This is a genomic window from Terrimonas ferruginea DSM 30193 (assembly GCF_000425585.1).
Classification (GTDB): Bacteria; Bacteroidota; Bacteroidia; order Chitinophagales; family Chitinophagaceae; genus Terrimonas; species Terrimonas ferruginea.
On record NZ_AUDS01000008.1, the window covers coordinates 144,642 to 165,417 of the forward strand.

Here is a 20,776-nt window from a genome sequence, read left to right on the forward strand (position 1 = left end):
CCAATGCGTCGCCTACTTGCCATCCTGTTATCGCTTGCCCTGGCCGGCACACGCATCAGTGCTATGCCCGGTGATACCGAACCTTTTTCCCTTCAACAGTACGATAACCGCAGCGGCCTCTCCAACAGTTCCATTAATTTCCTTTTCTCCGACCGCTCCAATCTCCTTTGGGTCGGCACCTGGGATGGATTGAACCGCTATAACGGCTCCGGCTTTCATGTCTTCAATTACAGCCGCGAAAACGACAGCCGCAGCATCGGCAGCAACGTAATCCAAAAACTCAGCGAAGACCGCGATGGCAATATCTGGATCACCACCATCGAAGGTATTTCACGTTATACTAAATCGACAGGCCGCTTTTCCCATTATTTTTATAACCAGTACCGCCGCTCGCGTGTCAGTGAAAACGAATTCGCCCTGGCCATCGATACCGCCGGCAACGTTTTTTGCCTCAGCCAAAAGACCGGCCTCAGCCGCTATTATGCAGCCACCGATCAGTTCGTTCCCGTACAATTACCCCTGCAAAATGCCCAACCGCTTGTCAACCTGGCCATCGACGCGGCCAATCGCTTGTGGATGCTCGATGCAGGCGGCCGCTTGTTTGGTTTCTCCGCCACTACTTTGCATCCTGTCGCCGGTTTTCATGCCATTACAAATGTGAGCCAACTCTTTCCCGTTGATGGCCGCATTTTTTTTACCAATCAGCAAAACCAGTTGATGCAGGTCGACCCTGTTTCGCCCGGCACTAATTTTTTATTGCAACTTCCCGCTCCGCTGGCTGCTATCGGATTTTATAAAAATCATTTTTTCCTCGCCTGGACCACACGCGGTTGCGGTATCTATAATCAAAATTTTCAACCCGATAATTTTCTGGGTGACCAGTCACGACAGTTTGATCAGCTCCGCCTTACTGCTTTTGCCTCCGGCACTGAAGATATTCTCTGGTGTGGTACCGACGGCAGCGGCCTCGTAAAGTTGTGGCCCAAAACCAAACCTTTCGGCACCGTCACTACTTCCGATAATGGCACACCTTATAACCGGTCCGTTCGTTCCTTCACCGAAGTAAACGGCAACCTCTGGGTAGGCACCAAAGGCAACGGCATCCTTGTACTGGATAATTTCCGGCAACTGCGTGACCAGGCTCCGCGACATTTTCTTACCGCCCCCGCTTCACTCGATAATAATGCCGTTTATGCGTTGCTGAAAGGCGCTGATGACCTTGTGTACATCGGCACCGACGGACGCGGTATCGGGGTTTATGACGAACGGAAACAACGTTTTTATAAATGGAACGAGATCAAAAAGTCATCCGTTGCCGAATTCGGCTCCGTTTACAGCATCCGCCAGGACAATGACCGTTCACTCTGGATCGGCACCAGCGGCTTCGGCCTTATCCATTTGCTGATCGATCGCGACAACGATGGTTTAAGTCTGCGTTTTTTAGAACGTTTTACTTACAACGGAGGCGACAGCGGCCCCGCCAATGATATCATTTACGCACTGGCCGACGGCGGTCAGGATAAGCTATGGATCGGTTGCCGTTATGGTGGTTTGAGCCTGCTCGATAAGAAAACGAAAAAGTTCCGCACATTCAAAGCCTTTGCTTACGAGGGCAGCCTTTCCAACAACGATGTACTTTCTTTGTTCCGCGATCAGCAACAACGTTTGTGGATCGGCACCAGTTACGGATTGAACTGGCTGGACGAATCAGTGCTAAACACGCCCTATCCCGTTTTTCAAAAACTGACAACGGCTGAAGGGTTGCCCAACAATACCATTCATGCGATCGAGCAGGACAGTCTTGGCCATATCTGGATCAGCAGCAATAAAGGTCTCGCCTGTATCAACCGCGATGGTAAAATCTCTTTTTACCAGCAGATCGACGGCTTACAAAGCAATGAATTCAGCGATGGCGCCGTGTGGAAAGACAATAACGGATATCTGTATTTTGGTGGCATCTATGGTTTCAATCATTTTCTGCCACGCCAGATTGCGCGCTCTTCCTGGCAGCCGCGCTTATTGGTATCCGGGTTGGTTATCGGTGACCGGCGTCCTGCCGGCGACGGTTACCAGGTGATCGATCAAAACGCCCGTTACGAAACCCCTTACACGGTTGAACGCAATGCCAATTATTTTGAAGTAGATATCAAAGCACTGAGTTTTTTGAACGCGGAGAAATGCGAATACGCTTATTTCCTCAGCGGATACGATAAGGCCTGGAAATATACCGGTACCAATGGCCGCATCAATTACAGCAACCTGTTGCCCGGTACTTACAAGTTATGGGTAAAATGGAGTAACGGCGACGGTGCCTGGTCGTCGGAAAAAATGTTGCTCAGCATAGAAGTGAAACAGTATTTCTGGCTTCGCTGGTATGCATTGTTGTTCTACGCCTTGTTGCTCGGTTCCGTTATATATATTATATACCGCTACCGCAAAAACAGACAGGAGATCCGTCATCAACTGGAAGTAGAGCATTTGCTGCGCGAAAAAGATGAAACCGCCCACCGCAGCCGTATTGGCTTTTTTACCAATATTGCCCACGAATTGCAAACGCCGCTCACGCTGATCATGGGTTCTGCGGAAAGATTCCGCGACAAAAAATCAGGCGGGCAAAACCGCGACGGCAATTATTTCCTTTCAATTATCCATCAACAGGCATCCAAACTCACCTATCTCGTACATCAGTTGCTGGATTTCCGCAAGGCGGAAGAAGGGTTTGCTTCGAATCATTATGCTTTTATTTCTCTTTCAGAATTGTTGCAAAATCTTGCGGAGCCTTTTGCTCCGCTCGGCGAGCGCAATAAAATGGAGTTTGATATCCAGATCGAGGAAGGCATCAGCGGCTGGACCGATAAAGACAAATTGGAAAAGGTTATTTATAATCTTTTATCCAATGCATTCAAATATACCGGCAACGGCGAACAGATCAGTTTTCGCGCTTTGCGCAACAGTGCAGATGATAAATTGGAAATTGAAGTCACCAATCCCTGCAACCCGGTTTCGCACAGCGAACTCACGCATTTGTTTGACCAGTTTTATACCGGCACACAATCCGTTAAAGGTGATAAGTTCGGCACAGGCATCGGGCTTGCTTTTACCCGGCAGCTTGTAGATCTGTTGTATGGAAAAATTGACTGCCGCTATGAGCAGGGCCGTATTATTTTCTCCGTCAGCCTGCCGCTGCAACCCCCGGCCATGGCGGCCGTGCCTGCCGCCGAATTAACCGGCACCGATCAGCCGTCTTCGCTCTATAAAGCCATCACAACGACCGAGCCGGGACCCTCATTATCTGTATCGCCGGAAGAAACCAACAAAACCGCGCTCATCGAACAATTGGAGAACAAAGACAGACAAAGCATTTTGTTAGTCGAAGATGACGAAGACATCCGTTTCCTGTTGAAAGACCTTTTGCGCGAAGATTATATCATTCACGAAGCGGCCGACGGGCTCGAAGCCATCGGGCTGATTGAAAAACTGATTCCCGATCTCGTGATCTGCGATGTGATGATGCCGAACATGAACGGACTGGAGTTGTGCAATCGCGTCAAGAACACATCGGCCACCTGCCATATTCCTTTTCTCATTCTTTCCGCCCGCGGCAGCGAAGACCACCGTCTCGAAGGTTATGAAGTGGGAGCCGATGCCTATATCGCAAAACCATTTCAGGCCAGCCATCTGAAAACCCGTGTCAGAAAACTGATCGAATACCGGCGCAAGCTCCTGCATATTTTCAGTCAGAACGAAACCGGCGACAACCTCGCCAATCCCGAACTGGCAGCGGAAGACCGGAAGTTCCTTATCCAACTCGCGCAACTCATCCATACGCATATCGCGGAGGCAGAACTGAATGCCGTGTTGCTGGAAAAACATTTCAGTTTGAGTAAAATGCAACTTTACCGGCGACTGAAAACCCTCACCGGCATGACGCCTGGCGAGTTCATCAAACATCTTCGTTTGCAGGAAGCCGCGCGGATGCTGAAGACCACGCAACTCACGGTCACCGAAATTTTCTACCAGACCGGTTTCAACAACCAATCCTACTTCTTCCGGGAGTTCCGGAAAAAATATCAATGCGCTCCCAACGAATACCGAACACAACACTCGGCATCTGCTTTGCGGTCAGAGGAAGGTGAAAGGTAAAAGGTGCAGGGCATAAAGTGTTTTAGCCTCGCCACTGTTGGCTCATTGCCGCCATTTTAAACCGGACCCGACCCGTTGGTCTGGAACCAACAGGGGCCTTATGAGAAAAAAAAGGACCAACATCTCACCGTTCTTGGTCTGGAGACCAATAGGGGCATTGTGAGAAGAGCAAGGACGAAACATCCCGCCGTTGTTGGTCTCCAGACCAACAACAAACAAGCAGCACCTCCACAGCACAAATGAATAAAAAATAAAATATGTTCCCTAAACAGCCAACCCATGGTTCGTGTATACACGAACCATGGCATGTCGGGCGGCCCATTCACATAGTCATCCACTACGAAGATTTGATCTCACCAATCAAAAAACACCCTGTTTTGTAATTATAGTACAGTGAAATGCAACAATAGTGTAGTGATTCTTTTTTATAAGAGGCTAATTTTCAACCTCAAATTTTGCTGTATGCCATTTCCAAAACGATGCTTGTTACCTCCGGGTGCCAGTTCCGGCATCCCTTATTCTTACCAATCCGATTCGTCATCCATCTCACAAAACAATTTTCATCCTCCGGTGAAGAGATCAATTCGCTGATCTTCTTCAGGTCATTCACTGCTAAAACGGTTGTATTATGAAAAAACTAACTATGATTGATTTGGGACTGCGTGCGCATTTTGGCGGCACCAGACCATTGGCCTTTTTACTCCTCTTTTTATGTTTCGGCACATTCGCCTTTGCGCAAACAACACGTATCTCTGGTAAAGTCACCAACATCCAGGGCGAACCCATGAGTGGCGTTACCGTAAAAGCCGGTAGTCAGACCGCCGTTACCGACAACGATGGTTATTATGCGCTGGAGGCCACTCCCGGCGATTCCTTACAGATCTCCTATGTCGGTTTTAAAGCACTCAGCCGCGTCATCACAGCCGGCGGCAATCAATTGAATCTTACACTCGAACCGCAGGAAAACACACTCGGTGACGTGGTAGTGGTTGGTTATAGCAGCCAGCGCAGAAACTCCATCACCGGCGCGGTGAGTTCGGTAGACATGAACAGCCTTTCCAAAACGCGTATTCCCGAAGTGGGACAGGCTTTGCAGGGCCAGGTAGCCGGTGTATTCGTTGCCGCCAATACCGGTGCCCCCGGCGACGGTTTTAAATTGCGGATCCGCGGCGAATCCACTCTCGGCAATAATGATGTATTATATGTAGTGGACGGTGTGCCTACACGTGATATCCGCTTTTTAAATGGAAATGATATCGCTTCCATGACTGTATTGAAAGATGCGGCTTCTGCCGCCATCTACGGTTCACGCGCCTCTGCGGGCGTTGTGGTGATCACCACCAAAAGTGGTCAAAAGGGAAAGACCAGCATCGACGTTGATTACTTCACTGGTTTTTACAACGCCGTGAACCTGCCGAAAATGCTGAACGCCAGTCAATACATGACCGTGAAAGACAAAGCATGGCGCAACACATTGGGTAATGATCCCAACGGCACCAGCCCCTACCAGGCTGATCTTGGCCGCCCGGGTATGGCCAATACAGATTGGTTGAATGAATTGTTTGAAACCGGCATCACCAACAGCGTACAGGTTTCCGCAAGCGGCGGTACCGATAAAGTACAGTTCTTACTTTCTGCCGGTTATTTCGGACAGAACGGTATTGTGGTGGAAGATAATGACCAGTTCATGCGTTATAATTTTCGTATCAATGTCAATGCACAGTTAACCGAACGCCTCAGAATAGGCACCAACCTCAACCTGAGTTACGCAAAGCAGGATAAAATGTCTTCTGCCGGCGACGCACCCGGTGTGATCCGCCACGCTTTGATCCGCCCGCCGGTTCTTCCTGTGTATAAAGACCCTTCCGATCCTACTTACAAACCCAACGACCCCTACACCGATCTGCCTTTTTACACGGGCAACAACGGTGGATGGAGCCGCAATTACGAATACTCCTCTAATCCGATCGCGATCGTGCATTTCACCGATGATAAACGCAAGACTTACCAGACCTTCGGAAATGCGTATGCTGAGTATGCTTTCCTGCGTGATAAGTCGCTGCGCTTCCGCACCAACCTCGGTGCCGATATCAGCTTTGCACATAACAAAAACTTTGCACAGAATTTCGGCGACGACAACGACAATGATCCGGCTGAATTATACCCCGGACAGGGACGCAACAACCGCCCGAATAACCTCGACGAAAATTTCGGCGAAGCCTTCACTTTCACTTTTACCAATACATTGAATTATGCCAAAACATTGGCCGGCCGTCATAATATCAACGTATTATTAGGTACAGAAAGCATCAGCCTTCGCACCTCCGGCATTGGTGGCAGCCGTCAGAATTTTGACAACAGCACGCCTCCTTTCCGCTATCTCGATTATGGAAGTGATGTAAACAAGAACAGCGCAGGCTCCGCAACAGAATGGAATCTCGTTTCCTTCTTCGGATCGGCCGGTTATAGTTTTGAAAACAAATACTTCGTAAACGGAACTCTCCGCGCAGACGGTTCTTCCCGCTTCGGACCGAATAACCGCTGGGGTTATTTCCCTTCCGTTTCAGGTGCATGGCGCATTTCACAGGAGTCATTCATGCAAAATATTACGTGGCTCGACGACCTGAAATTGCGCGCAAGCTGGGGCCAGGCCGGCAACCAGGAAATTCCTGACAAGGCCTACGAAACCCTGGTTTCACAAGTGGGTGGTGTCGTTAACATCGTTCGCTACGGCAACCCCGACATCCGCTGGGAAACGACCAGCCAGACCGATATCGGATTTGAGTTGTCTGCTTTGCGCAACAAACTCAGTTTTACCGCTGATTATTTCAACAAAAGAACGTCCGATATCCTGCTCGCTGTAGGACTGCCTGCCGTGTCAGTTGGTGTTATTGCACCTACGTATGTAAATGCTGGCGAAGTAACCAACAAAGGTCTTGAGTTCTCCATCGGTTACCAGAACCGCGACCGCGTCTTTAAGTATGGCGTTAACGCAAACCTGTCAACCGTTACCAATCGCGTAGACAAACTCCAGACATTCGTAAAAAATATCATCGATGATGCCACGCATACCCGTACGGTAGTGGGTCAGCCGATCAGTTCTTATTATGGACTGGTATTCGACGGCATCTACCAGAACGCTGGTGAAATCACGCGTCATCTGTTTACCAATGCCAATGGTGCATTGCCCGGCGACATCCGCTTTAAAGACATCAACAACGATGGTCAGATCAATGCGGATGACCGCGCCTTCATCGGTAATCCTATTCCGAAATACACTTACGGTTTGTTCTTCAATGCCGAATACAAAAACTTCGACATCAGCTTCCTGGTGCAGGGCGTGCAGGATGTAGACCGCTACAATGACCTGAAACAAATCCTGAATTACGACAGCCGTCCTTTCAATTCCACAACTGACGTGCTCAATTCATGGGATGGAGAAGGAAGCAGCAACACCACGCCCCGCCTCACTTTCAATAACAACGGCGGTGCCAACGTGTCGAGCGTGTTTGTAGAAGATGCTTCTTATGTACGTCTTAAAAATATCGAGATAGGTTATAACCTGTCGATGAAGAAAGGCAACCTGAAAGCATTACGTTTTTATGTTGCTGCGCAAAACCTGATCACTATTACCGATTATTCCGGTCTGGATCCAGAATCCACTTCGCTGATCGACAAGGGTACTTATCCTCAGTCACGCGGATTCCTGATTGGTGCAAGACTCAAACTCTAAACAAAGCGGTTATTTAATCAACTAAAAAAGAAACTGATGAAAGCTATAATCACTTCTGCTTGCATAGCCGGGTTACTTGCCTTTACCGGTTGCAAGAAAACGCTGGATACGGATGCCATCGGTCTTACAACGATCGACCAGGTAAATGCCGTACCTACGCTCAATACCGTTGAATCTTCTGTACGTTCATCTTATCAGCTCATGTCTAACCGCCTGAACATACTCGGTCAGTGGGATTGGGGAGGCGGACTTGTTTTTCATAATGATTTCGTACTGCAGGACATTGCCTCCGATGATGTAGAAAAAAAATGGAGTCCTGACGGTGACCAGCCCTGGATGGATGAAGTGAACAACTTTACGTTCACGTCTACCAACGGCGGGCCCAATGGCCTTTGGAAATACAACTATGAAGGCATCAAACGTATTAACCTGGCCATTCAGCTACTGACCAAACCAGACATCGAAGCGATCACCGGTATTACTCCCGCGCGCAAAAATCAATTACTCGGCGAAGCTTACTTTATCCGCTCGCATTATTATTTCTCCCTGATCACCAACTTCGGGGATGTGCCGCTGATCCTGAAACCTGTGCAGACATACCAGGAAGCTTTTGAAGTGGCCGTGCGCGCCCCGGCAGCACAGATCTGGGACACCATTAAGGCCAACCTGGCAACGGCAAAAACATTACTGCCGAATACAAAATACAGCTCTACTACGGAGAAATGGCGCGTATCAAAAGGTGCCGTCATTGCCATGCAGGCCAAAGCAGCCCTGTATACAAAAAAATGGGCGGATGTATTAACCTTCGTAACAGAACTGGAAACCCTGGGCTTTTATCATCTTAATGCAAATTATTTCAGCTCTTTCAATACCGAGTTTACCGACGACGAAGTAATCTTTGCCTATGACCACCGTTCGCAGGAGCAGCCCGCAAATGGTAACGGCATCTGCGCACCGCTCGGCTGGGGATTCCTGGCGCCGAGTACCGATTTCCTGAATGCATTCGAAGCAAACGATCCGCGTAAACTTTATACCGTGAACACGGCTTTGCAAAACGTCAACAAATTACTTGGCAGCATAGACGGCACCAACAAAGGCAATGACGACGCGCCCAACAACCGCATCTATATCCGCTATGCCGATGTGCTGTTGTGGAAGGCCGAAGCTTATCTTGAAACACAGCAATATCCCCAGGCCATTGCAGCGATCAACCTGGTGCGTGCACGTGCCCGCACATCGGTCAGCGCCACCGGCACCGTTCCTCCCGCCGGTACATTGCCTGACCGTCCGGCATCAACAGATCCGGTTACCATTAAAAACTGGCTGATTGCTGAACGCCGCGTGGAGCTTGGTTTTGAAGAGCAGCGTATGGCCGACCTCAAACGCTGGGGCATCGCCAAGCAGGTAATGACCGCACAGGGGAAAAACTTCCAGGACCGTCATTATCTCTACCCGATTCCGCAAAGTGAGATCGATGCTTCTGCCGGTACACTGACGCAGAATTCCGGTTACTGATTTCTCGTTTACGATTCATACACTTCCTGCCCTCTGTCCCGCTTGCGGGACGGAGGAACAGGAAACTTTTTCCCGCACCTTTCAATTGATACCTTCATGAGCACCGCTACCGATCTGGCAAAACGTTTTTCACAAAACCCGTTGCTTTCTCCCGGCGATCTTCATCCAAGTATGGAAGGATTGGAAATTGCCTGCCTGCTCAATCCCGGCGTATTTCAGTTTGATGGAAAAACATGGCTGATCGTTCGCGTGGCGGAAAGGCCAAAGCAGCAGGACGGCATCATCTCCTTCCCTGTGCTGGATGGCAAAGGCGGCATGCAGATCATGGAAATACCATCGGACTCGCCGGAACTCGACGCCTCCGATGCGCGCGTGATCAATTATCAAGGACAGGATTTTCTCACCACACTTTCTCATCTGCGTTTACTCTGCAGCGACGATGGCATCAACTTCCGCGAGCCCGAAGGTTATCCCAAACTTATGGGCGAGGGTAAATTGCAAACCTTCGGTATTGAAGACTGCCGCGTCAGCCAGTTAGGTGAACAATACTACCTGACCTATACTTCCGTTTCTGAAAACGGAGTAGGCGTTGGCATGAAAACGACTCGCGACTGGAAAACATTTACCGACCACGGTATGATCATTCCACCGCACAATAAAGACTGCGCTATTTTCGAAGAAACCGTCAACGGCAACTATTATGCGCTGCACAGGCCCAGCAGTGTTGACCTCGGCGGCAACTATATCTGGCTTGCTTCTTCTCCCGACAGCATCCACTGGGGAGATCACCGTTGTTTGCTGCGCACGCGTCCGGGACATTGGGATAGCAAACGTGTTGGCGCCGGTGCTGCTCCCATTAGAACAGCAAAAGGCTGGCTGGAAATCTATCACGGGGCAAACGAAGCACATCAATATTGCCTTGGGGCCGTTTTATTGGACCTCAATGATCCTTCCATCGTGATTGCAAGAAGCGAAGAGCCGCTGATGCAACCGCTGGCGGAATATGAACGTACCGGATTTTTTGGTCATGTGGTATTTACCAATGGGCATATTGTACATCCCGATGGCGACCGGCTTACCATCTATTACGGCGCGGCTGACGAACACGTTTGTGCCGCCGACTTTTCAATCAAAGAAATTCTATCACAATTAATCTGAAAATATGCTGGGTAAATTAAACAAAGAGATCAGACATTTTCAGCAGCAACCGCACGACTTCAAGATATTGGTGTTAACCAACCTGGTCTATGCTTTTGTGTTGCCGGTTATCGACATCTTCGTGGCTGCATATGTGATGCGTCATTCCAATGATCCCTCCAAAGTAGTGATCTATCAGTTGACGATCTATACGGGCATTCCGCTGACATTTTTACTGAATGGCATCCTGCTTAAACATTTCAATATCCGCAAACTGTATTCCGCGGGCATGATGCTGAGCGGCATTTCCATGATCATCATGATGTCGCTCAAAACCCTTGATCTCGTGGGAATTGGCGTAGCGGGCATTACGATGGGCCTGTCTTTTGGTTTTTATTGGGCCAACCGTGATTACCTGGCGTTGGCCATCACCAACGATCACAACCGGAATTACTATTATGGACTGGAAACTTTTTTCTATACGATTATCGCCGTTATTATTCCGTTTATGATCGGCTGGTTCATTGAGTTCAGAGGCGGCGGCACCGACGACAAAGTGAACGGTTCTTACCGGATCATTACAGGTGCCGTATTAGTGATTACCATCCTTGCATCAATCGTCTGCTTCAGAGGCAACTTTAAAAATCCCGCACAGAAAAAATATATTTTTTTCAAATTTCATCCGCTCTGGTACCGGCTGCTATCGCTGGCGATGCTGAAAGGCCTGGCGCAGGGGTTCCTGGTAACGGCACCGGCCATGCTGATCATGCAATTATTGGGAAAAGAAGGCGCATTGGGTTCTGCCCAATCTATTGGTGCCATTATTGCCGCCGTAGTGATGTATGTACTCGGACGTTTTTCAAAACCTTCGGACCGTGTCAAAATATTCGCAGCCGGACTCGGCCTGTTTTTCCTGGGTGCTTTGTTCAATGGTATCCTGTTCAACGGCACCGGCGTGGTAATTTTTATTTTGCTCTTGCTGATTGCCAAGCCGCTGATGGACCTCGCTTATTTTCCCATACAATTCAAAGTGATCGATATTGTGTCGAAAATTGAGAACCGTGGTGAGTTTGCCTACATCATGAACCACGAATGGGGATTGTATGTCGGCCGCTTTCTCGGCGCGGGCACATTCCTGGCGCTGGCTTATCTTGTATCGAGAGATGCAGCATTACGCTACGCTATTGTGATCATTGCGGCACTCCAGCTTTGTTCCATTTTTGTAGCGAAAAAAATTATCGCCGAAGGAGAAAAGCTTCAACCCGCAGAAGAACCTGAAGAAGAGAAAGTGACGAGCGCCGTGGCGGAATCGATTGTATAATGGCATGGCCATTATACAAAATGTGTAAATGTGCCCGCCGGCGGCGGGACCATGTGTCCCGAAGCCTCGGGAATGCGAAAATGATATTTTAAAAAAGTAAATGATCATGAAGAAAGTTATAACCCTTGGACTGGCATTATCAACCTTATTCATAGCTCACACCCAGGTTGTTCAACGAAAACTGCAACGCGTGGAAAAAATGGCGCAGTTGCCACAGCCTTACCACATCATTGATTACCGCGGGCTGGCACATAAATTCGATGAAACGGTATACGACTTCAATGCCAAAGGCAAACACTGGCCGCTGATCTGGATGGACAGCTCACGCAAAAATGTGGACCAGGTAGTGGCGGGCATTTACACCGCTATCGGCGACGTGCGCCAGGGACCGGCGCACAACAAGGGAATGTTTCATGAATCCCTCGCCACCATGGGCGCTGTGCTGGGCGCAACGCTCGTTGGCATCGATAAATCAGCACAGCAACACAACTATGTGTCCATGCTGAAAAATTATTTCAACAGCGGCACCGGCTGGAACATCATGATGAACAACACCTGCCCCGAAGTGGCGTTGCTCGGTGGCGGTTATGGCCGTGACTGGTGGTATGATGTTTATCCGAATGTATTGTTTTATGCCATTTATGATCTTTATCCCAACGAACCGGGCTTCACCGATATCGCGCGTACGATCGCAGAAAGATTTTATGCCGCCGACTCCATACTGAACGGTAATTATAACTGGTCGTTTTTTGACTACGGGAAAATGAAACCCATGAAAAACGACATCTGCATCCAGCCCGATGCGGCAGCCGGTCATGCATGGGTGCTTTACAGCGCATGGAAAAAATTTGGCGATAAACGTTACCTGCAAGGTGCCCAACGCGCCATGAAAGCTTTGCAGGCACAGCCCGCCAATCCTACTTACGAAGTGCTGATGCCTTTTGGTGCTTATCTCGCCGCGCGTATGTATGCAGAAACGGGACAGCATTTTGATACGGATAAAATGTTGCGCTGGAGTTTTGACGGCACGCCCAAATGCCGCGAGGGCTGGGGCGTATTGGTAGGAAAATGGAATGGCTTCGATATTTCCGGTATCGTCGGCAGCACTTTTGACCGCGGTGGTTATGGATTTCTAATGAACACTTATGATGCTGCCTGGCCATTGGTGCCGATGGTTCGTTATGATGCTTCTTCGGCCAATGCAATCGGCCGCTGGATGCTCAACGCCGCCAATGCCGCGCGTTTCTTTTATCCGCAATACATTCCTGCCGAACACCAGACCCTGCCCGATCTCGCCGAAGTAACCAAAGGCGTGATCGCTTACGAAGGCATCATCAAAAATCCTTCGTACGAAGCATACCGCCATCTCAAAGCTCCCGTGGCCCAGGGCGACGGTCCGTTGTGGGTGCAGGACCAGAATCCTCCGGAATCGCAGTTCAGCGTATACGGCAGCGGGCATGTAGGCATTTTCGGCAGCATCATCGACACCACGGATGTGCAGGGCATTTTACGGCTCAATCTGCTGGCTACCGATTTCTTCCGCGACAACGCTTTCCCTTCTTACCTCTATTACAATCCGCATACGGCAGCACGAAAGGTGTCGGTGATAATTCCTGAAGGACAAAAAGCCGATTTGTACAATACGGTTACGCGCCGTTTCATCGCGCGCAATGTAAGTGGTAAAAGCAAAATTTCCATTCCGGCCAGGAGCTCGGCGGTTATTGTTATTTGTCCCGCCGGCGGCAAACAAGTGATCCGCAAAGGGCAGTTACTGGTGAATGATACGGTGGTTGATTATGGTGTAAGTTCAAACAGCCGCCCGATGCTTCGGGCATAAGTAATAAGTATTAAGTACTAAGTATAGCAGCCATAACCGCCCTTCGAGAACCTCAGGGAGCTGTTATGGCTGTTTTATTGACGATTGACAATTGACGATTGACAATTGACGATTGACCCAATAAGGGTATTCGTCCGCGAAAAGGTATTTACTATCTTTATCGCATGAATTGCCTTATTGTAGACGACAATAAAATAGCAAGAACCACCCTCAGGCAGATGGCCGGCAAGGTCCGCGATCTTATCGTAACCGGGGAGTGCGAAACCGCTATGGACGCCTACAATCTCATGCAGGAACAACCTGTGGACCTGCTGCTCCTCGATATCGAAATGCCCGGCATGACCGGCCTCGAGCTTACCAAACACCTGGGAGATAACCGGCCGGTTATCATTTTCACTACGTCAAAAAAAGAATATGCTTCCGAAGCATTTGACCTGAACGTGGCCGACTACGTGATCAAACCCGTGAATCCCGCGCGTTTTCTCCAGGCAATAGACAAAGCCCGCGACATCATCGACAGCCGCCGCGAAGAGGTAAAACTCGAAGAGGACAATTTCCTTTTTATCCGCGATTCCGCCATTGTCAGACGGCTCAATCTCGACGAGATCCTGTATGCCGAAGCCATGGGTGATTACGTCAAACTGCACACCCTTCATAGATTTTTTGCCATTCATACCACCCTCAAGGCCGTGGAAGAACGATTACCCGTCTCCCGGTTTATCCGCGTACACCGCTCTTATGTAGTGGCAGTCAATAAGATCGACACCATTCAGGACGGCGCCATTGTGATCCAGGGCAAGCCGGTTCCCGTAGCGGACGCCTACCGCGCAGCCCTCAACCGCCGGATGAATATCCTGTAAGCCCGTCTTTTGCCCATTTCAACGACTCATTTTGCCTTTTTACCGATTGGGCCGCCGCAACCCTTCCGGACGGTTATAGATTTGTTCTCAGAAGCGATCGAAACAAATAATACGAACGAATCGACATAAAAATATTTTCAACCTTTCTTCTCATAAGCAGTTGGTTTTGGTTTACCCGGGCTGTATGTCTATACGGCCCTCTTTTTTATCATGAAAAAATTCTTTTACACCATATTATTTTTTGCAGACACGCTGATCCTGATCCTGCTCGCATTCTTCCTGCTGCGGGGTCTCGATGAAGGCATGCGCCCGCTGAATTGCACGCTCACCGTTGCCGGTATCGGTGGCAGCATCGTGCTGCTGGTATGGTTGCTCCGCCGTTATCTCAACATCAGAACTCCCGACCACCATCATCCCTGATTTTTAGTACATTCGAGGTATAGCGTATGACGGCAAAAAAACTGGTCTATTATATCCTGGCCGCTTTTATAGCGGGAACGCTGACCCTCGTTTATATTCAATACAACTCTTCCAAAAACATCAACGAACTGATCCGCGGCAATGAATTGTTGCTCGGGGAAATGAATGTCAGCAATCAACTCAAAGACCTGGAGAAAGGTGTGCTGACCGTGGAAAGCAAAGTCCGTGGCGCCGTCACCACACGCGACACATCGCTCGTGGAGGGGCTGGCACAGCAGATGGCCCGCATCGACAGCGAATTGTTATTACTGCAGAAATTATCCGACAACGACAGTTCCATTCTTTTTATCGACCAGCTCGACGATCTCGTACACGAGAAACTTTTATTTAACAGGACCATACTCGACTCCCTTCGCGAACATGGTAAAGCTTCCGCTGAAGCATTGATCACAACCAAAAAAGGTCATGACCTGACCATCGCCATTACTTCCACCATTGAAAAAGTGGACAGCGCCCGCCGGAAAATTTTAGCCGAGACCACCGCCGTCATCGACCGGAGCGGCAAACGTGCTTTGCAACTAAGTACCATTTTAATAGTGATCGTGCTCATCAGTGCCGCGGGATTATTCTGGTACATTATCAACATCATTCGCAAGCAGCTACGCCTGATAGACGCATTGAATATTTCTGAAAAACAAGTACTCGAGTCCGCACGGATCAAAGAAAACTTCCTGGCCAACATGAGCCATGAGATACGCACGCCCATGCATGCGATCCTAGGTTTTACCAACCTGCTTCAACGCCGTCAGCTCGATAACACCTCCAAAGAATATGTACAAACCATTCAGAAGTCGAGTGAAAACCTGCTCAGCCTGATCAATGACATACTTGATCTTTCCAAGATAGAAGCCGGCATGATGCGCATCGAGTCTGTGCCATTCAGCATAAGAGGTTTGTTGCATTCGGTAACAGTAATGCTGCGTTCGCGGGCTGCCGAAAAAGGCATCGGGTTGGAAGCCCGGGTGGCGCCAGGTGTTCCTGACACACTCGAAGGCGACGCTTCACGTCTCACGCAAATACTGGTGAATCTCATTGGCAACGCTATCAAATTCACACAACAGGGAAAGGTGACCGTACATATCGAAGAGGGCCTGCGCAACGGCGATGTATTGCAAACACGCATTTTGGTAAAAGATACCGGCATTGGTATTGCCGCCGCCAAACAAGCCGCGATCTTCGATCGCTTCAGACAAGCGGAAGATAATGTTACAAGACAGTATGGCGGTACTGGTCTCGGGCTTTCCATTGTACAGGAACTGGTGAGCCTGCAAAACGGACAACTGTTACTGGAAAGTGAACCCGGAAAGGGAAGCCTTTTCACCGTCATCCTACCCTATCATATTGCCAAAGACCAACCGGCTGGCGCAACGGAGGAAAGCAACACGTCCATCGATCTTGGCTATATCAAATTACTGGTGGCAGAAGACAATCCGGTCAACCAGCAATTAATCCGCCACTTGTTTCATGAGTGGAATATCTCTTTTGACCTGGTAGGAAACGGTCTGCTGGCTATTGAAAAATTGAAACAAGAGGCATACGATCTCGTATTAATGGATATTCAGATGCCGGAAATGGATGGCTACACTGCAGCGCGCCACATCCGTGACGTATTGCACCTGTCAACCCCGGTGATTGCCATGACCGCACATGCTTTCGCAGGCGAAAGAGAGAAATGCCTCAGCTTCGGCATGAACGAATACATCGCCAAACCTATCCGCGAAGAGCAATTAAAAGATTTACTCATCAAATTCACCGGAGCGCCGGTTTCCGATCGCCGGCCAACGTCCTTCAATGAGCCGCGGCCTTCTTATCAACACATCGACCTTACTTATATGAAAGAGGTCAGCGGCGGCGATAAGGAATATGAACAAACCGTGACAGCGCAATTCATTGAAGCTATACCCGAAGACCTTGCCAACCTGCAACAATCCTGGCAGCACGGCGATCACGCCAGCGTTAAACGCATTGCCCACAATATGAAAACGACTGTTTCCATAATGGGACTGGATATCGCTTTGCAACCTTTCCTCGACCGGCTTGAATACGATCAACCGGACAGTGCCTCCTTTGCCACCAACTTCGCAGGCTTACAGGAAAAATGCATGGCCGCATTGGATGAAGCCGCTCATTTCCTCACGACGCTTAAATAATTCACCGAGCATTTTTGCCCGTTCGGCTAAACCTGACCAGGTAACACTTACCGCATAAGTAGTTTTGAGCTGTTATTATCAAACGGCAAAAACCACTTCTTATGTCAGGCAGCAAACAGGTTTTCCAAACATCATCACGGCTCCGCTGGAGGGCTTTTCAATGGACCGCCCGCGTGGTACTGCTTTGCCTGATACTCATGGTACCCGTAGTATTGATCACGCTTGCCCGTGGCCTGCGACCCGGATTGCCAGCCCTCACCGGTGAAGACAGTTTACTGCGGGCTAACGCACATCCCGTTATTCCTGCCGGTCTCAACAACAAGGACCTGAAAAAATACAAAGGTTTTAATGAATACCTCAAAGCCCGTCAGCATCTGCGCCAGCTCACGGATTCCTGCCGGGTGAAAACCAACACCCAGCGTATCAGAGCTGCCTTCTACGTTGACTGGGATCCGCAGTCTTTTTATTCCTTACAGGAAAATGCCAACCGGTTGAATACCGTTATTCCCGAATGGTTCTTTATCGATCCGGTAAAAGATACATTGGTTACCCGCATTGATACGGCCGCACTGGCGAGTATGAGAAAAGCGGGGATGAGAATTCTGCCACTGCTCAACAACGTGAACATCCATGATGAAAACGGCAACTTTGATGGCAACCTGCTTCACCGCATCCTGCATGATCCGGCTAAAAAAGCGAGACTGCTCAACCAGCTTGTGCAAACATTAAAAGCCAACAATTTCCAGGGCATCAATATCGACTTTGAAGATTTTCAGGAAAAAGGAGACGAACCAATCATCGCTTTTCAACATGAACTGTATGACCGGCTGCATGCAGCTGGCCTATTGGTTACGCAGGACATCATGGCCAACAACAGCGACTTCAACATCACTGAACTATCGAAGTACAATGATTATATGTTCCTGATGGCTTACGATGAACATTACAGCGAAAGTGTTCCCGGCCCCGTGAGCAGCCAGCGGTGGATTGAAAAAATGCTCGATGAAACCGCGGCAAATATCCCGTCTGACAAGATCATTCTTTGTATAGCCGGCTATGGCTACGATTGGCCCGAAGGCCGCGAAGCCACTACCATCACCTATCAGCAGGCACTGGCAAAAGCCAAGCAATACAACGCCACCATTGATTTCAATAACGACACATATAGCAGCCATTATCAATACACAGATGCAGACGGTTTGAAACATGAAGTATATTTCACCGATGCCGCCGGCAATTTCAATACCATCCGTTTTGCCGATGAATACGGAACGGCAGGCACTGCCCTCTGGCGCCTGGGAAGTGAAGACGCGCGCCTGTGGGGGTTTTACAACAAACCACTCGACAATGAAAGCCTGGCGGCGCATCCCTTCAAATATCAATCACTGGAACAGGTAAAAGCCGTTGTCGAACGACCCGACTACATCGGTGATGGTGAAATACTCAATGTGATCAGCGCACCCGAGCAAGGCCAGATAAAAATCGATATCGACAGCACGGAGAATATGATCGCGGAGCAGCGGTATGTGTCCATGCCTTCAAGATATGTGATTCAGAAATATGGAAAAGTAAACAAACAGGTTGTGCTCACCTTCGACGACGGACCAGACCCCATTTATACACCGCAGGTTCTTGACATCTTAAAAAAAGAAAAAGTCCCCGCCGCTTTTTTTGTTGTGGGAATAGAAGCAGAAACAAACCTCCCTTTATTGCGAAGGATTTATCGTGAAGGCCATGAGATCGGCAATCACACCTTTACACACCCCAATATTGCGGCCGTAAGTGCAGATCGTGCAGCAACCGAAATGGAAACCACCCGATTGCTGATCGAAGCAGTAACCGGACACAGCACGGTGTTGTTTCGAGCACCTTACAATGCAGATGCGGAACCAAGTTCCGATGTTGAGTTAAGACCTGTGGCACTCAGCAAACAACAACATTATTATACAGTCGGAGAAAGCATCGATCCGGAAGACTGGGAAACACCGATCAATGCTGACACCATTTACAATCGCGTGGTCAGGCAATACGAAGCCAACCCGGACAAGGGCATTATTCTTTTGCACGATGCCGGTGGCGACCGCTCCGCAACAGTGGAAGCATTGCCACGTATCATCCATTATTTCAAAAACAAAAACATTCAGTTTACCACCGTTGCGGGTTTGCTTCATACCAACAAAGAAACCATCATGCCTGCCGTACACAGCGGATGGATCGGTTTGAACGGAAGCATCTTTGAGGCAGGATACTGGTTGCAATACCTCCTGACGACAGCATTCTGGCTCGCCATACTGTTGGGCCTCGGCCGGATCGGCTTACTCGGTATCATGGCGATTATGCAGAAGATCAGGAAGAGGAAAGCAGTGCACCAGGCATTCATTGAACAATCATTACCCGAAGTAACGATTCTCGTTCCCGCTTACAATGAAGAAATAACTGCCGTAAAAACGATCAGCAACTTACTGATGCAGGACTACCCCGCATATTCCATTCTCTTTATCGACGACGGCTCAAAGGACCAGACATTTGAGAAAGTAAAAATGGCCTTCGGCAGCGAACCTCGCGTGCGGCTGCTATCGAAAGCTAACGGGGGAAAAGCATCTGCGCTTAACACCGGTGTGCAGGAGGCCACTACCGAAATGGTCGTTTGCATAGATGCCGACACTCAACTGCGGCCCGATGCCATCAGACGACTGGTAGAAGCCATGCTGCGCAAACCTTTAACGGGAGCCGCCGCCGGCAATGTAAAAGTCGGCAACGCGCGCACCTTACTCACACGCTGGCAAAGTATTGAATATACCACATCGCAGAATTTTGACCGTCGTGCATTGGAGCTGGTCAATGCTATTACGGTAGTGCCCGGCGCCATCGGAATATTCAGAAAAGAAGCGATAGAAAAGGCCGGCGGATTTACGTCCGATACATTGGCAGAAGACTGCGACCTTACTATACGCATGCTGCGTCAAGGTTACACAGTGGTGAACTGCCCCGATGCCGTCGCGGTTACCGAAGCCCCGGAGACACTCCGGCAATTCATGAAACAACGGTTTCGCTGGAGCTACGGTGTGATGCAGGCATTCTGGAAAAACAGGCAGGCCTTGTTCAATACAAAACAAAAAGGATTAGGATTTGTGGCCATGCCGAACATCCTGTTCTTTCAGATCCTATTGCCCCTGCTGGCACCGCTTGCAGACCTGGTGCTGATCAGCAGCCTGATCTGGAACCGCCATCATCCCGAAAGTCTTGAGAAGATCGGGCTGTATTACCTGGTGTTCCTGGCAGTTGATCTGCTCGTGGGAGCGATTGCCTTCGCTTTTGAAAAGGAAAAGCCCTGGAAGCTGTTCTGGTTATTGCCACAGCGCTTTATCTACCGCCAACTGATGTATGTCATATTATTTAAGTCAATACGTAAAGCCATCAAAGGTGAAAACCAGGGATGGGGCGTACTGCAACGAACCGGTTCTGTGCAGGTGATCACGCAATAGATCAATAAGTGAATAAGCAATAGGATTTCACCGACTGATTTTGCCCAACGGCCGATTGCCTCAATAAAAACGATAAAGGTGAATGTAGGTTTACATCAACGGAGCAAACGATCAA

10 protein-coding genes are annotated in these 20,776 nt (G+C 49.2%); all 10 read left to right on the plus strand.

From position 1 onward, the window contains the following. Positions 1-3: 3 nt before the first annotated feature. The 10 genes from H608_RS20745 (at position 4) to H608_RS0100680 (ending at position 20,661) form a co-directional block, all read left to right on the plus strand. Positions 4-4,143: a response regulator gene (locus H608_RS20745; RefSeq protein ID WP_051267882.1), complete on the plus strand. Its 4,140-nt coding sequence runs from the start codon at positions 4-6 to the stop codon at positions 4,141-4,143. A 628-nt stretch (positions 4,144-4,771) separates the two neighbouring features. Next, complete coding sequence (locus tag H608_RS0100640; RefSeq protein WP_211227002.1) at positions 4,772-7,876, plus strand: SusC/RagA family TonB-linked outer membrane protein; 3,105 nt, start codon at positions 4,772-4,774, stop codon at positions 7,874-7,876. A gap of 36 nt (positions 7,877-7,912) precedes the next feature. Continuing rightward, complete coding sequence (locus H608_RS0100645; protein ID WP_028785974.1) at positions 7,913-9,391, plus strand: RagB/SusD family nutrient uptake outer membrane protein; 1,479 nt, start codon at positions 7,913-7,915, stop codon at positions 9,389-9,391. 96 nt (positions 9,392-9,487) lie between these two features. Beyond that, positions 9,488-10,549, plus strand: coding sequence for a glycoside hydrolase family 130 protein (locus H608_RS0100650; protein ID WP_038006578.1), 1,062 nt, complete (start codon positions 9,488-9,490; stop codon positions 10,547-10,549). Positions 10,550-10,553: 4 nt separating this feature from the next. Next, the gene (locus H608_RS0100655) at positions 10,554-11,849 is read left to right on the plus strand and encodes an MFS transporter (RefSeq protein ID WP_028785976.1); all 1,296 of its coding nucleotides are present in this window, start codon (positions 10,554-10,556) and stop codon (positions 11,847-11,849) included. Between the two features lie 106 nt (positions 11,850-11,955). Further along, positions 11,956-13,686: a hypothetical protein gene (locus tag H608_RS20750; protein ID WP_071836900.1), complete on the plus strand. Its 1,731-nt coding sequence runs from the start codon at positions 11,956-11,958 to the stop codon at positions 13,684-13,686. 164 nt (positions 13,687-13,850) lie between these two features. Beyond that, a complete protein-coding gene (locus H608_RS0100665; RefSeq protein ID WP_028785977.1) occupies positions 13,851-14,546 on the plus strand; it encodes a LytR/AlgR family response regulator transcription factor in 696 nt (231 codons plus the stop codon). 210 nt (positions 14,547-14,756) lie between these two features. Continuing rightward, a complete protein-coding gene (locus H608_RS0100670) occupies positions 14,757-14,966 on the plus strand; it encodes a hypothetical protein (RefSeq protein ID WP_028785978.1) in 210 nt (69 codons plus the stop codon). Between the two features lie 26 nt (positions 14,967-14,992). Then, positions 14,993-17,176, plus strand: coding sequence for an ATP-binding protein (locus H608_RS0100675; protein ID WP_028785979.1), 2,184 nt, complete (start codon positions 14,993-14,995; stop codon positions 17,174-17,176). A gap of 101 nt (positions 17,177-17,277) precedes the next feature. Then, entirely contained in the window at positions 17,278-20,661 is a 3,384-nt protein-coding gene (locus H608_RS0100680) for a trifunctional glycoside hydrolase family 18/polysaccharide deacetylase/glycosyltransferase family 2 protein (protein ID WP_028785980.1), read from the plus strand. Positions 20,662-20,776: the final 115 nt, after the last annotated feature.